We start from the raw sequence: 12,940 nt of genomic DNA, 5'->3' as shown, positions 1-12,940 counted from the left end.
CGATGCGTGTGTGGTTTTTGAGTGCTGGCCTGGCCTTAATGTGCATGGCCCAGAACGCAGCGGCGGGTACTGTCCTGATCGTTGGCGATAGTATCAGCGCCGGTTTCGGACTGGATACCCGCTTGGGATGGGTATCGTTGCTTGAGCAACGGCTCAAACAGGAGGGTTTCGACGACAAAGTAGTGAATGCCTCCATCAGCGGTGACACCAGTGCCGGAGGCCAGGCACGCCTGCCGGCGCTGCTTGCAGAGCATAAGCCGGAGCTGGTGATTCTCGAGTTGGGAGGTAATGACGGCTTGCGCGGAATGCCGCCAACGCAATTGCAACAAAATCTTGCCTCGATGATCGACAGCTCCCGCCAAAGCGGCGCCAAGGTGCTGTTGCTCGGTATGCAATTGCCGCCTAACTACGGTAAGCGCTACACCGATGCCTTCGCCGAGGTGTACGGCAAACTCGCCGACGATAAAAAGATCCCGTTGGTGCCGTTTTTCCTCGACGGTGTGGGCGGTCATCCAGATCTGATGCAGGCCGATGGTCTGCACCCGGCGGCCGGGGCTCAGGGCAAGTTGCTGGAAAATGTCTGGCCGACGCTAAAACCGCTGTTATGAGGCTTTTCTAGCGGCAGGCTTTCGGCTAATGTGGCGCCCCCTTATTTGGAGCCCCCGATGCCGCGTTCTGCCTGGTCCCTGTTTGCCTACCAACTGATCGAGCCTGACGAACAGCTGGATCTGTTCGCCTGCCAGGAAGTGCGGGTGCATCTGGTGACCCGTCAACTCGAATTGGGTGGCTCTGCCGATCGCACCCTGTGCGGCAGTCTGTTGCCGGCGCAGCCGCGCTGGTCGAGTGTGGATCGCCGTGTGTTCCAGGATCAACGCCTGTGCTCGCTGTGCCGGGCGATCCTCGAATCGCAGAAGCGTGGCACTTCGCCGATCTGGCCTGAGTTGCGCTTCGAGCTTTAAAGCCATTCAGGCCGCTTTGCACGGTCTATCGGCGCATCTCCCCGAATTCCCGAGGCGCGGTGTACAATCGCGCACTTATACCCTTGTTGATCATGCGAAGGATTTTCCGGATGTTGCCGCGCTTTCCTGCCGTCACCCGCTGCCTGTCACTTGCCGCCCTGTGTGTGGCGGGTCCCGTTGCTGCATTGGAGCTTCCCCTGCCACCTCCCGGTGAGGACATCATCGGCCAGGTGCAGGTGATCAAAGCCAAGTACGAAGACACTTTCGCCGATCTGGGCACAACCTACGATCTGGGTTATTCGGAAATGGTTGCGGCCAACCCGGGCGTCGATGCCTGGTTGCCGGGCGCCGGTACCGAAATCGTCCTGCCGACGCGTTTCATTCTGCCGCCAGGCCCGCGTGAAGGCATCGTCATCAACCTTGCCGAATACCGTCTCTACTACTTCCCGAAAGGCCGGAACGTGGTGTACACCTTCCCGCTGGGTATCGGTCGTGAGGGCTGGGGTTCGCCCATCGCGCATACATCGATCATAGCCAAGACGCCGAACCCGACCTGGACGCCTCCGGCATCGATCAAGGCCGAGCACGCCGCTGACGGTGATCCGCTGCCAAACGTGGTGCCGGCAGGTCCTGACAACCCGCTGGGTCCTTTCAAGTTCACCCTGGGTACTCCGGGCTACCTGATCCACGGTTCGAACAAGAAGTTCGGTATCGGCATGCGTACCAGTCACGGCTGTTTCCGCATGTTCAACAACAACGTGCTGGAAATGGCTGGCATGGTGCCGGTCGGTACCTCGGTGCGTATCATCAACGATGCGTACAAGTTCGGTCGCAGTGGTGGCAAGGTCTATCTGGAGGCGCACACGCCGATCGACGACAAGGGCAACCCGTCGGTGGTCGACAAGCACACTGCGGTGATCAACGCGATGCTCAAGCGTGAAGATGTCACCAACAACCTGCGCATGAACTGGGATGTGGTGCGTGATGTGGTTGCGGCCGAAGACGGCCTGCCGACGGAGATCGGCACGCCGAATACGTCGGCACCGATTGTTTCGGCGGCGCCCATCGACCTGCAACAGTAAGCTGAAAAACAAAACCCGCCGATCTCAGCATCGGCGGGTTTTTTTATGCCCGGACAAAAGCGGCGGGCACAAAAAAGCCGACCCAAAAAATGGGTCGGCTTGATAACAATCCCGAGGGATTATTACTTGCGGCTAGCTTTGTCCAGCATGCGCAGAGCACGCTCGTTAGCTTCGTCAGCAGTCTGTTGTGCTTTTTGAGCAGCAGCCAGAGCTTCATCAGCTTTACGGTAAGCTTCGTCTGCACGAGCCTGGGAGCGAGCAGCTGCGTCTTCAGTAGCGGTCAGACGTGCTTCGGTTTCTTTCGATGCGCTGCTGCAACCGGTAGCCAGAACTGCGGCCAGAGCCAGAGCAGAGAATTTCAGAACGTTGTTCATCGTGTTCCCCTTCAAGGACTTTCAATTAAGTGGCTGTCTCCTCCGATTGAGGAAATAGCCGGCGTACATACTACCCATTACTTGTAGTAAGTAAACTGACGTAAGGCAAGAAGCAAAAAAAATTGTAGGCGTTGATTCTTTTTCGAGCAACTTTTAACTGAACTGTTTAAAAAGTATCCAGCTACAAGCCCCGAGCTGAGCGAGTTATTGAGAAAAAGTTCCCGTTGCCGCGCACTGTTTTGCAGCGGTGGGGAAAGTCTGTCTAGATGACTTTGTCCATACTTTCATACGGATTCTGCGGACGGCTTCGCTTATCTTTGTCCATGTTGAGGTGACTTTAAAAAAGGTGGCACGTCTTAAGTCTCAACATCCGGCAATGTTCAGGTAGTCGGCCCGGGAGATCTTCTCCCCCAGCCACCCTGCGTCCATCGGAGCAACCCGGTCAATGAGTGTAATGACGAGCGTACCTTGAGCATTTTTGCCAATGGTGCCTACTATTTATTACGTGCTCGATTGTGCGAGATCGGTGTGTCTTTTCTCGGTGTCCATCAGGCACAGGGTGGCGTAGATGTTCCTTCGCCGGAAAAACATCGGTAAGGTAGGGGTCAGAATTCAAGACCCGCGAGGAGTAGTGATGAGCGAGGCGTTGTCCATCCACCATGACCAGGCTGGTCATCAGTTCGAGACCAATGTGGACGGTCATCGTGCCTACCTGACCTATATGGATCTGGGGAAACAGACCCTGGATATCTATCGGACATTTGTGCCCAACGCCCTGCGCGGCCGTGGCATCGCGGCAGCGCTGACCGAAAGCGCGCTGCAATACGCCGAAGAAATGGGTTACACGGTGATCCCATCGTGCTCCTACGTCGAGCGCTACATGGAACGTCATCAGCGCCGCGCCGCGAAAATCTGAGCCATACGCCACACACAAAAACGCCGGGCATTGCCCGGCGTTTTTTTATGCCTGTAAAACGCGTATCAGCTGCGCTGGCGTTTTGGCAGAACATCCTTGAGCTTGGCGTGCATGCTGCGCAGGGTGTTCTCGGTGGCGGACCAGTCGATGCACGCATCGGTGATCGACACGCCGTATTGCAGGTCGGCGAGGTCTTTCGGAATCGCCTGGCAGCCCCAGTTCAAGTGGCTCTCGACCATCAAGCCGATAATCGACTGGTTGCCCTCGAGGATCTGGTTGGCGACGTTCTCCATCACCAGCGGTTGCAGGGCCGGATCCTTGTTGGAGTTGGCGTGGCTGCAATCGACCATGATGTTCGGCTTGATCTTCGCCTTGTTCAGCGCCTGTTCGCACAGGGCTACGCTGACCGAATCGTAGTTCGGCTTGCCATTGCCACCGCGCAGCACTACGTGGCCGTAGGCGTTGCCTTTGGTGGTGACGATCGACACGCCACCTTCCTGGTTGATGCCGAGGAAACGGTGCGGGCTGGAAACCGACTGCAAGGCGTTGATCGCCACAGTCAGACCACCGTCGGTGCCGTTCTTGAAACCGACTGCCGAGGACAGGCCGGAAGCCATCTCACGGTGAGTCTGGGATTCTGTGGTACGCGCGCCGATGGCCGACCAGCTGATCAGGTCCTGCAGATACTGCGGGGAGATCGGGTCAAGCGCTTCTGTGGCGGTCGGCAGGCCTTTTTCGGCCAGGTCCAGCAGCAACTGGCGACCGATGTGCAGACCGTCCTGAATTTTGAAGGAGTCGTCCAGATAAGGATCGTTGATCAGGCCTTTCCAGCCGACGGTAGTCCGTGGCTTCTCGAAATACACGCGCATGACCAGATACAAAGTATCGGAGACTTCCGCAGCCAGCACCTTCAGGCGCTCGGCGTATTCGTGGGCAGCCTTGATGTCGTGGATCGAGCACGGGCCGATCACTACGAACAGACGGTGGTCGGTGCCATCAAGAATGTTGCGAATGACTTCGCGGCCCTTGGTGACGGTGCGCAGGGCGGCGTCGCTCAGAGGGATATCACGCTTGAGCTGATCAGGAGTGATCAGGGTCTCGTTAGAGGCGACGTTTAGGTCGTTGATCGGTAAATCAGCCATCGTTTACTCGTCAGGTCACGGGTGCCGGCCGCCAGCGATCCCCGCGCGGCGGAGCACAGCAGATTTAAGCGCGTCGGGGAGCGGAACCTTAGCGCGTCGGGCGCTGCTCGACAATGGGCAAACGCCGCTTTAATCCAGCACTGGCTGGGCAAAAGCCTTGCGAACGCTGTCTTGGGAGAACTCGTCAGCGTGCTGTTCGACCCATTGCAGGGCCAGCGCCTGATTATCCTGCAGGTCATCGTGGGTGTCGTTCATGCGGCAGTAGCGTTCGATCTGACACACCTGCTCACCCATTCGCGCGCTGAACAGCGTTTGTTCATCAGTGAAGGCGATACCCAGCAGATAGCCTTTTTTGCGGCGCAAACACCACGCCACGTACCCTGGAAAACAGATATCGGCATTGAGCGTCGGCATGCGCACCTGCAGGGCCGTACCGTGGCGCCAGGCACGGTGGTAATTGCAAGCGATCCCGCCGAGGCTGATAGTGTGCAGCCGTTGCCTGGAAATACACTCAGGCTTGAGTAAGGTTAATTCAACCGGCACTTCGTCCGGATGAGGAATGAAACGTCCCATGAGCACAGACTCCCTGTGTCGGCCATTTGACATTGTTTCCCCCAGTATAGTGGTCGAATCCGAACTGACCGATTTCGACGCCGACCAGCGGCTGCTGGCGATGAGCGGCGTTTCGCTGGTGATTTTCACCAGCGTCGGCTGCGCCAGTTGCCGCTATGCCCGTGAGGTATTGCCCGGTTTCGACTTGGCAGTGGATCGGCTGTGCTGGATCGACGCCAGTGACAACGGCGGGCTGGTGGAGCGTTACCAGGTCTTTCATTTGCCGGCGCTGTTTGTGGTGCGCGACGGTGATTTCTTTGGGGCATTGCATACGCGTCTTACGGGCGAAGCGCTGAACGTGTCGCTGGCGCAGGCGCTGGGTCGAATTGCAGAGGAGTTGCCATAAATGGGGACAATCAACAAACCGGTAGTGGGGATCATCGGTACTGGCGCCATCGGCGGGTTCTACGGATTGATGCTGGCACGAGCCGGATTCGATGTGCACTTTCTGTTGCGCAGTGAGTTTTCGGCTGTGGCCGAGCACGGCTTGCAGGTGGACAGTGCGGTGCACGGCAAGCTCACGCTGAATCCGGTGCAGGCCTATTCTGTTGCTGAAGACATGCCCAAGTGCGACTGGCTGCTGGTCGGCGCCAAGACCACCAGTTCGGCAGGCCTCGCTCCAGCGATCATTCAAGCGGCCAAGCCCGATGCGAAAGTGCTGGTGCTGCAAAATGGTCTGGACGTCGAGGACAGTTTGCGTGAGTTGTTGCCTGAGTCCCTGCATGTGTTGGGTGGACTGTGTCTGGTTTGCGTGCATCGCGACGCGCCGGGGCAGATCACCCACCAAGCCCTCGGCGCAGTAAACGTCGGTTATCACAGCGGCCCGGCAGTCGATGAGGCGGCGCGCATGGCGTTGGTCGAAGAGGGCGCCGGACTGTTCCGCGCCGCGGGTATCGACTCCCAGGCAATGCCCAATCTACATCAGGCACGCTGGCAGAAACTGGTCTGGAATATTCCCTACAACGGTCTCTCGGTGTTACTCGGCGCCAGCACTACGCCACTGATGGCCGACGACGACAGCCGCGCATTGATCCAGGCGCTTATGGCCGAAGTGGTGCAGGGCGCGCGGGCTTGCGGTCACGAGATCCCGCCCGGTTATGCCGAGTATCTGTTCATGATGACCGAGAAAATGCCCGACTACTGGCCGAGCATGTACCACGACTTTCTGTATAAGCGACCGCTGGAGCTGGAGGCGATTTATGCCCGACCACTGCTGGCGGCGAGAGCGGCAGGCTGTGAGCTGCCGCGCATCGAGGCGCTGTATCGCAATTTGAGTTTTATCGACCGACGTAACGTTTAAGTCGGTTTTTGTTGTGGAGGGCGAGGGGAAGGCATGGCCAAGAACATCGATGACAAACTGGTGCTGGCGATTTCGTCGCGCGCCTTGTTCGACCTGAGCGAGAGCCACAAGGTCTACCTGTCGAGCGGCGTCGAAGCCTACCGGCAATACCAGATCGAGCACGAAGACGAGATCCTCGCGCCCGGTGACGCCTTTCCACTGGTGGAAAAACTCTTGAGCCTGAACAGTCGCCTCGGCCGCGCGCGGGTCGAGGTGATTCTGGTGTCACGCAACAGCGCCGACACCGGGTTGCGCGTGTTCAATTCGATTCATCATTACGGCCTGGCGATTTCCCGCGCGGCGTTTGTCGGCGGGCGCAGTCCTTATCCCTATCTGAAGGCGTTTGGATGCGACCTGTTTCTCTCCACCCATGCCGAGGACGTTCGCGCGGCGCTGGATGCCGGTTTCGCCGCCGCGACCATTTTGTCCGGGGGCGCCAGTCGTGCGGCCAGCGACGAACTGCGCATCGCCTTCGACGGTGACGCGGTGATCTTTTCCGACGAGTCGGAGCGCGTCTATCAGTCAGGCGGGTTGGAAGCGTTCCAGGCCAAGGAGCGCGAGTCGGCGCGTGAGCCCTTGCGCGGTGGGCCATTCAAGGGCTTCCTGGCGGCGCTCAATCTGCTGCAGCGCGAATTCCCCGACGACGACTGCCCGATCCGTACCGCGCTGGTGACCGCTCGTTCGGCTCCGGCCCATGAGCGAGTCATCCGCACGCTGCGCGAGTGGGACATCCGTCTCGATGAATCCCTGTTTCTCGGCGGCCTGACCAAATCGGCGTTTCTCGAAGCGTTTGCCGCCGACGTGTTCTTTGACGATCAGGCCGGTCACTGCGAGCTTGCCCGCGAAGTGGTTGCAACCGGCCATGTGCCACACGGCATCAGCAACGAACCATCGATCTAAAGGCCCTGTGCTTCAAGACGTTGCGTCACACGTCGTACTCGCCAAGGCACTGCTAAGCTGAATCAAATCTCCGCCATGTTGGCTTGCGAGGAGGTCATATGATTCGTTCGATGCTGTATGCCACTGACCTCGGTCTGTACGCGCCGTTTGTGATGCAGCATGCCCTGGCCTTGGCGCGAACGTTCGATGCCGACTTATATGTAGTGCATGCGGTGGAACCGATGGGGCTGTTTGCCGAATCTGTGTTGCAGAGCTATCTCGACGAGCAAGCGTTGAACGAATTCCATAGCCAGGGTCTGAAAACAGTCATCGCCAATATCGAGCAACGGGTGCTCGACAGTTTTCGTGAAGAACTGGGCGAGGAGGGTGAGCAGGATCTGCAGCGGATTTGCGCGGTGCGCGTGCTACAGGGCGATCCTTCGCAGGTGATTCTCGACCAGGCGCAGAAACTCTCTGTCGATTTGCTGATCGTAGGAAGTCACAGCCACGGGGTAGGCGCGGAAACACCCTTGGGGCGCACGGCGGCGCGGGTCCTGCAATTGGCCAAGGTGCCGGTTTATCTGGTACCGCTGGTAGAGCGTCGGCGCCGTGAGGATCGCTGAGGCAGGAATAATGGCACTCTGATAAAAAAGTTCTAGATTTATTCTTCAAACCATTAATATAGTTATATACCGTCGCTGATGCCCGTGGCGTCTACCTGCTTTGAGGGATACATATGAAGCTTCAACAATTGCGCTACATCTGGGAAGTGGCGCACCACGACCTCAACGTTTCCGCTACGGCCCAAAGCCTTTACACCTCGCAACCGGGCATCAGTAAACAAATCCGTCTCTTGGAAGATGAACTCGGCGTTGAAGTATTTGCCCGCAGCGGCAAGCACCTGACCCGCGTCACGCCAGCCGGCGAGCGCATCATCACCACTGCCGGTGAGATTCTGCGCAAGGTCGAAAGCATCAAGCAGATCGCCCAGGAATTCTCCAACGAGAAGAAAGGTACGCTGTCGATCGCCACGACTCACACCCAGGCGCGTTATGCGTTGCCGCCGGTGATCAGCAATTTCATCAAGCAATACCCGGACGTTGCGCTGCACATGCATCAGGGCTCGCCGATGCAGATCGCCGAAATGGCCGCTGACGGCACCGTCGATTTCGCCATCGCCACCGAAGCGCTGGAGTTGTTCGGCGATCTGGTGATGATGCCGTGCTACCGCTGGAACCGCTGTGTGGTCGTGCCTCAGGGCCACCCGCTGACCAAGCTGCCGAAGCTGACCCTCGAAGCACTGGCCGAATACCCGATCGTGACTTACGTGTTCGGTTTCACCGGCCGCTCGAAACTCGACGAAGCATTCAGCCACCGTGGCCTGACGCCGAAAGTGGTGTTCACCGCTGCCGACGCCGACGTGATCAAAACCTATGTGCGCTTGGGGCTGGGTGTGGGCATCGTGGCGAAAATGGCCGTCGATACCAAACTCGACAACGATCTGGTGGTGCTGGATGCCAGTGAGCTGTTCGAATCGAGCATCACCAAGATCGGTTTCCGTCGTGGCACCTTCCTGCGTGGTTTCATGTGCGATTTCATTGAGAAGTTCGCGCCGCACCTGACCCGCGAAGTGATGGCCAAAGCCATTCAGTGCCACAACAAGCAAGAGCTGGAAGAACTGTTCGACGGCGTCGAGCTGCCCGTCCACTAAGTCCCTGCTTCAGAGCACCTCGGTGACAGCAAACTGTTGCCGGGTGCCCGCTACCAGAATCTCCACTTCATCACCTTCGAACTTGCCCAGCAGGCTTTTGCCCAGCGGCGAGCGCGGGGTGATGACGGTAATCGGCTGGCCGACCACGTCGACCTTCAGGCCCGCCGCATCCGGCGCCAGAAACAGCCATTGCTCACGACCCTTTTCGTCTTCCAGGCCGAGCAGGGCGCCGACCTCAATTCCACGGTTTTCGTCATAGGCACGCAGTGTCAGGTTCTGGCACTGCGCCAGTGACTGGCGGATTTCCTCGACCCGTTTCGCCTGACCCGCCGCCAGATACGACGCCTCAAGCCCCAGAGTGTCGTACTTGTTTTCGGCGATGTTCTCTTCGTGAGTCGCGGTTTCGTAAGCGGTTTGTGCCGCGCGTTCGGCGATATCGAGGTCGATGCGCAATTTGTCGAGAATCAGTTGGTGGACGCTGTGCTTGTTCATGATCAATCGCAGAATTGTAAAACGTTGGCGCGGCTCTTTTCGCTTGGCGCGGTTTGGTCCTGTTGCAGCCAGAACTGGCATTTCGGGTTCGACTGATTGCGGTTGCTGCTACGCGCCTGATCCAGACGATTCTGCTGCTCGTTCTTGCGCAGGTTTTCTTCGTACTGATCGAACAGAGGGCTCTGCGGCGGTATATCCGGAACGGCTTGCACTGCTGGCGGATTGGCCAGTTGCTGCACCGCCTGGGCAACCGGCGCGAGTTGTTCGTTGAACATAAAACGCGAGAGTAGCCAGCATGTCAGCGCAATCGCGAGGAAACCCAGCCACATGCCCAGGGCAATGCTGCCGGTCAAATGCAACGCGCTAAGCTGAACAGGCAAGGGGCGACGCGGGTTAGGACGGTAGGGCATGGCTGCCTCCTGGCGGATGGGTGCGGGCAAGTGGCGATTGTCGCACGAAGATTAATCGCCGTCGGCTCTTCTGCATGACGTCATTTATGCGGACAATCGCCACTTTTGCCAACGGGGAGTCTTGAATGCCGCCACTGAAAACCCGCTGGGATATTTTTTGCACTGTGGTCGACAACTATGGCGATATCGGCGTGACCTGGCGTCTGGCTCGGCAACTGGTCGCCGAGCATTCGCTGACGGTGCGGCTGTGGGTCGATGATCTGCGCGCGTTCGAGCGCATTTGCCCGGAAATCGACGTCAGCGCAGCGCAGCAATGGCAGCGAGGTGTCGAGGTACGCCACTGGCCGAGCGAGTGGCTCCATGCTGACGCCGCCGACGTGGTGATTGCTGCGTTTGCCTGCCAATTGCCGAGTGCTTACATGGACGCCATGGCCGCGCGCGAGAAGCCGCCGCTATGGATGAACCTCGACTATCTGAGCGCCGAAGACTGGGTCACCGGCTGCCACGGCCTGCCGTCGGTCAAATACAAATCGGTGCAGAAAATCTTCTTCTTTCCGGGCTTCCAGCCGGGCACCGGTGGGCTATTGCGTGAACGAGGATTGCTTGAGCAGCGTCAGCAGTTTCAACAGGATGCCGCGGCGCAGCGACAATTCCTGCAAGGTCTGGGGATTGAACGCGCGCCAGACGCCCAGCTGATTTCCCTGTTTGCCTACGAGAACGCCGGGCTGGCCAGTTGGCTGGACGTGTTGGCAGCAGACGCTACACCGACTCACTTGCTGGTGCCGGAAGGGCGGATTCTCGGCGACGTCGCGCGATGGCTCGGAGTTGAGACCCTCTCCGTCGGGGCGATCCATGTCCGCCAGTCGCTGACTGTGCAGGTGCTGCCTTTCGTCCGTCAGGATCAATACGATCACTTGCTTTGGTGCTGCAATTTCAACGCGGTGCGTGGCGAAGACTCGTTTGTCCGGGCGCAGTGGGCGGGACGGCCGATGCTTTGGCACATCTATCAACAGGACGAAGACATTCATCTGGACAAGCTCGATGCCTTCCTCGCGCTCTATACAAAGGGACTTTCGCCGGCTGCTGCCGAAGCGATGAACGGTCTGTGGCGGGCCTGGAGTGCCGGCCAGCCGATCGGTGACCACTGGCTAAAGGCTCGCAAACATTGGCCAGAAGTACAGAAAAATGCAGAAGCATGGTGTCTGGAACAGGGCTTGCAGGCCGATCTTGCCGCGGCGCTGGTACAGTTTTACCTAAATTGGATATGATACGCGGCCTAGATTTTTGTAAATCCCATCCAAATTCGGATATTCGCAATGAAAACTGGTAAAGAACTGAAACCCGGTACCGTGATCCGTCTCGAAAACGATCCTTGGCTGGTTCAGAAAGCTGAATTCACCAAGTCGGGCCGTAACAGCGCGATCATGAAGACCAAGCTGAAAAACCTGCTGACCGGTTACAAGACCGAGATCGTTTACAGCGCCGACGACAAACTGGACGACGTAATCCTCGACCGCAAAGAAGCGACCCTGTCCTTCATCAGCGGCGACACCTACACGTTCATGGACACCACTGACTACACCATGTACGAGCTGAACGCTGAAGACATCGAAGCTGTTCTGCCTTTCGTTGAAGAAGGCATGACCGATGTTTGCGAAGCGATCTTCTTCGAAGAGCGTCTGGTTTCCGTAGAGCTGCCGACCACCATCGTGCGCGTAGTTGACTACACCGAAGGTTCGGCTCGCGGCGACACTTCCGGCAAGGTAATGAAGCCAGCCAAGCTGAGCAACGGTACCGAGCTGCAAGTTGCTGATTTCATCGAAATCGGTGACAAGATCGAAATCGACACCCGCGAAGGCGGTTCCTACAAAGGCCGTGCCAAATAAGCACTGCTTTTTACGGAAAGAAAAAGCCCGACCATTGAGTCGGGCTTTTTTGTGCCTGCGTTTTGAGCTTCACACATTCCCCTGTAGGGGATGTGCTTACTTCAGGTGTTCCTTGAGTTCTTCAGACGCCTGCAACATCGCCGAACGCACTGCTGGCACCTGACTGACCACGTTAAGCAAACCGTAATCGTGGATCATGCCGTTGTATCGTACCGACGTCACTGCCACACCGGCCTCATCGAGTTTGCGCGCATACGCTTCACCTTCATCGCGCAACACATCGGCACCGGCGGTCTGCACCAGCGCGGGTGGCAAGCCCTTCAGTTGCGCGGTGGTTGCCCGCAGCGGCGAGGCGTAGATCTCGTTGCGCTGTTTGGTGTCGGTGGTGTAGTTGTCCCAGAACCACTTCATCATGTTGCGCGTGAGGAAGTGCCCTTCGGCGTACTGGTTATACGAGCCAGTGTCGAAACTGGCGTCCGTCACTGGCCATAGCAGTGCCTGGAATCTGATCGCCGGGGTGCCTTTTTCTTTGGCCATCAGTGCAACCACGGCCGCCATGTTGCCGCCGACGCTGTTGCCAGCGACGGCCAGACGCTTGCCGTCAACGTTGATCTCTTTGCCATGTTCGGCGACCCACTTCGTCGCCGCGTAGGCCTGGTTGATTGCCACTGGGTAATGCGCTTCCGGTGAAGGCGTGTAATTGACGAACACCGCCGTCGCTCCCGAACCGACTACCAGATCCCGGACCAGCCGCTCGTGCGTCGGGAAATCGCCCAGTACCCAGCCACCGCCGTGGAAGAACATGAACACTGGCAGCTCGCCCTTGACCCCGGCCGGCCGGACGATGGTCAGGCTCAACGGTTGGCCATCGACCTGGATGGTTTTCTCGCTGACGTCCGCTTTGGGCAGCGTCAACTTGACCCCGGACTGCGCGCCGACCAGCACGGCACGGGCATCTTTGGGTGTCAGCTGTTCGATCGGTTTGCCGGTGCCGGCATTCAGTACATCGAGAAATGCCTGAGTGTTGTGTTCGACATCACCGGCAAATGCACTGTGGATGGACAGGGCGAGAAGGGTACCGGTCAAGACTTTGCTGAAAGTGTGCATGTTCATTTCCTGTTCGGGCCTGGGGTATCAG

Annotated in this window: 17 protein-coding genes; 11 read left to right on the top strand and 6 right to left on the bottom strand. The window is 58.3% G+C overall.

Features of this window, described 5'->3' with window-relative positions:
- The first annotated feature begins 2 nt into the window (after window positions 1–2).
- The 3 genes from PSH79_RS19140 to PSH79_RS19130 all read left to right on the top strand — a co-directional run bounded on the left by PSH79_RS19140 (window position 3) and on the right by PSH79_RS19130 (window position 2,041).
- Complete coding sequence (locus PSH79_RS19140) at window positions 3–608, top strand: arylesterase (RefSeq protein ID WP_016985507.1); 606 nt, start codon at window positions 3–5, stop codon at window positions 606–608.
- A gap of 57 nt (window positions 609–665) precedes the next feature.
- On the top strand, window positions 666–959 hold the full coding sequence (locus tag PSH79_RS19135) for a hypothetical protein (RefSeq protein WP_007955656.1): 294 nt from the start codon (window positions 666–668) through the stop codon (window positions 957–959).
- Window positions 960–1,069: 110 nt separating this feature from the next.
- Window positions 1,070–2,041 carry a L,D-transpeptidase family protein gene (locus PSH79_RS19130; RefSeq protein WP_305439014.1) on the top strand — a complete coding sequence of 324 codons (972 nt, stop codon included), beginning with the start codon at window positions 1,070–1,072 and terminating at the stop codon, window positions 2,039–2,041.
- A 122-nt stretch (window positions 2,042–2,163) separates the two neighbouring features.
- On the opposite strand, the gene oprI is transcribed toward PSH79_RS19130, so the two are convergent.
- Window positions 2,164–2,415, bottom strand: a complete 252-nt coding sequence (gene oprI / locus PSH79_RS19125; protein ID WP_003199355.1) for an outer membrane lipoprotei OprI — start codon at window positions 2,413–2,415, stop codon at window positions 2,164–2,166.
- A 634-nt stretch (window positions 2,416–3,049) separates the two neighbouring features.
- Here oprI and PSH79_RS19120 point away from each other — a divergent pair.
- Window positions 3,050–3,331 (top strand): GNAT family N-acetyltransferase, encoded by a 282-nt coding sequence (locus PSH79_RS19120; RefSeq protein WP_003226804.1) that lies wholly within the window; start codon window positions 3,050–3,052, stop codon window positions 3,329–3,331.
- A 65-nt stretch (window positions 3,332–3,396) separates the two neighbouring features.
- On the opposite strand, the gene PSH79_RS19115 is transcribed toward PSH79_RS19120, so the two are convergent.
- Together PSH79_RS19115 and PSH79_RS19110 are read right to left on the bottom strand one after the other, a co-directional pair.
- Window positions 3,397–4,473 (bottom strand): 3-deoxy-7-phosphoheptulonate synthase, encoded by a 1,077-nt coding sequence (locus PSH79_RS19115; protein ID WP_042560279.1) that lies wholly within the window; start codon window positions 4,471–4,473, stop codon window positions 3,397–3,399.
- Window positions 4,474–4,602: 129 nt separating this feature from the next.
- Complete coding sequence (locus PSH79_RS19110) at window positions 4,603–5,046, bottom strand: PilZ domain-containing protein (RefSeq protein ID WP_305439008.1); 444 nt, start codon at window positions 5,044–5,046, stop codon at window positions 4,603–4,605.
- Between PSH79_RS19110 and PSH79_RS19105 the strand changes: the two genes are divergently transcribed.
- The 5 genes from PSH79_RS19105 (at window position 5,045) to cysB (ending at window position 9,014) form a co-directional block, all read left to right on the top strand.
- On the top strand, window positions 5,045–5,431 hold the full coding sequence (locus PSH79_RS19105; RefSeq protein WP_305439006.1) for a thioredoxin family protein: 387 nt from the start codon (window positions 5,045–5,047) through the stop codon (window positions 5,429–5,431). The genes PSH79_RS19110 and PSH79_RS19105 overlap by 2 nt on opposite strands.
- Window positions 5,432–6,385: a putative 2-dehydropantoate 2-reductase gene (locus PSH79_RS19100; protein ID WP_305439004.1), complete on the top strand. Its 954-nt coding sequence runs from the start codon at window positions 5,432–5,434 to the stop codon at window positions 6,383–6,385.
- 33 nt (window positions 6,386–6,418) lie between these two features.
- Window positions 6,419–7,324 (top strand): 5'-nucleotidase, encoded by a 906-nt coding sequence (locus tag PSH79_RS19095; RefSeq protein ID WP_187677678.1) that lies wholly within the window; start codon window positions 6,419–6,421, stop codon window positions 7,322–7,324.
- A gap of 98 nt (window positions 7,325–7,422) precedes the next feature.
- A complete protein-coding gene (locus PSH79_RS19090; protein WP_187677677.1) occupies window positions 7,423–7,926 on the top strand; it encodes a universal stress protein in 504 nt (167 codons plus the stop codon).
- Window positions 7,927–8,039: 113 nt separating this feature from the next.
- The gene (gene cysB, locus PSH79_RS19085) at window positions 8,040–9,014 is read left to right on the top strand and encodes an HTH-type transcriptional regulator CysB (RefSeq protein ID WP_007908591.1); all 975 of its coding nucleotides are present in this window, start codon (window positions 8,040–8,042) and stop codon (window positions 9,012–9,014) included.
- 9 nt (window positions 9,015–9,023) lie between these two features.
- Here the strand turns inward: cysB and PSH79_RS19080 are convergent, their stop codons facing one another.
- Together PSH79_RS19080 and PSH79_RS19075 are read right to left on the bottom strand one after the other, a co-directional pair.
- Window positions 9,024–9,506 carry a transcription elongation factor GreAB gene (locus tag PSH79_RS19080; RefSeq protein ID WP_305438998.1) on the bottom strand — a complete coding sequence of 161 codons (483 nt, stop codon included), beginning with the start codon at window positions 9,504–9,506 and terminating at the stop codon, window positions 9,024–9,026.
- A gap of 2 nt (window positions 9,507–9,508) precedes the next feature.
- On the bottom strand, window positions 9,509–9,916 hold the full coding sequence (locus PSH79_RS19075) for a hypothetical protein (RefSeq protein WP_305438996.1): 408 nt from the start codon (window positions 9,914–9,916) through the stop codon (window positions 9,509–9,511).
- Between the two features lie 125 nt (window positions 9,917–10,041).
- Here PSH79_RS19075 and earP point away from each other — a divergent pair, with 125 nt between their 5' ends.
- Together earP and PSH79_RS19065 are read left to right on the top strand one after the other, a co-directional pair.
- Window positions 10,042–11,184 (top strand): elongation factor P maturation arginine rhamnosyltransferase EarP, encoded by a 1,143-nt coding sequence (earP, locus tag PSH79_RS19070; RefSeq protein WP_305438994.1) that lies wholly within the window; start codon window positions 10,042–10,044, stop codon window positions 11,182–11,184.
- Window positions 11,185–11,232: 48 nt separating this feature from the next.
- The gene (locus PSH79_RS19065; protein WP_028619992.1) at window positions 11,233–11,802 is read left to right on the top strand and encodes an elongation factor P; all 570 of its coding nucleotides are present in this window, start codon (window positions 11,233–11,235) and stop codon (window positions 11,800–11,802) included.
- A 96-nt stretch (window positions 11,803–11,898) separates the two neighbouring features.
- Here PSH79_RS19065 and PSH79_RS19060 read toward each other — a convergent pair whose 3' ends face one another.
- The gene (locus PSH79_RS19060; protein WP_305438991.1) at window positions 11,899–12,909 is read right to left on the bottom strand and encodes an alpha/beta hydrolase; all 1,011 of its coding nucleotides are present in this window, start codon (window positions 12,907–12,909) and stop codon (window positions 11,899–11,901) included.
- Window positions 12,910–12,940: the final 31 nt, after the last annotated feature.

Source organism: Pseudomonas sp. FP2196 (assembly GCF_030687715.1).
Taxonomy (GTDB): domain Bacteria; phylum Pseudomonadota; class Gammaproteobacteria; order Pseudomonadales; family Pseudomonadaceae; genus Aquipseudomonas.
This window is presented reverse-complemented; position numbering and strand designations above follow the sequence as displayed.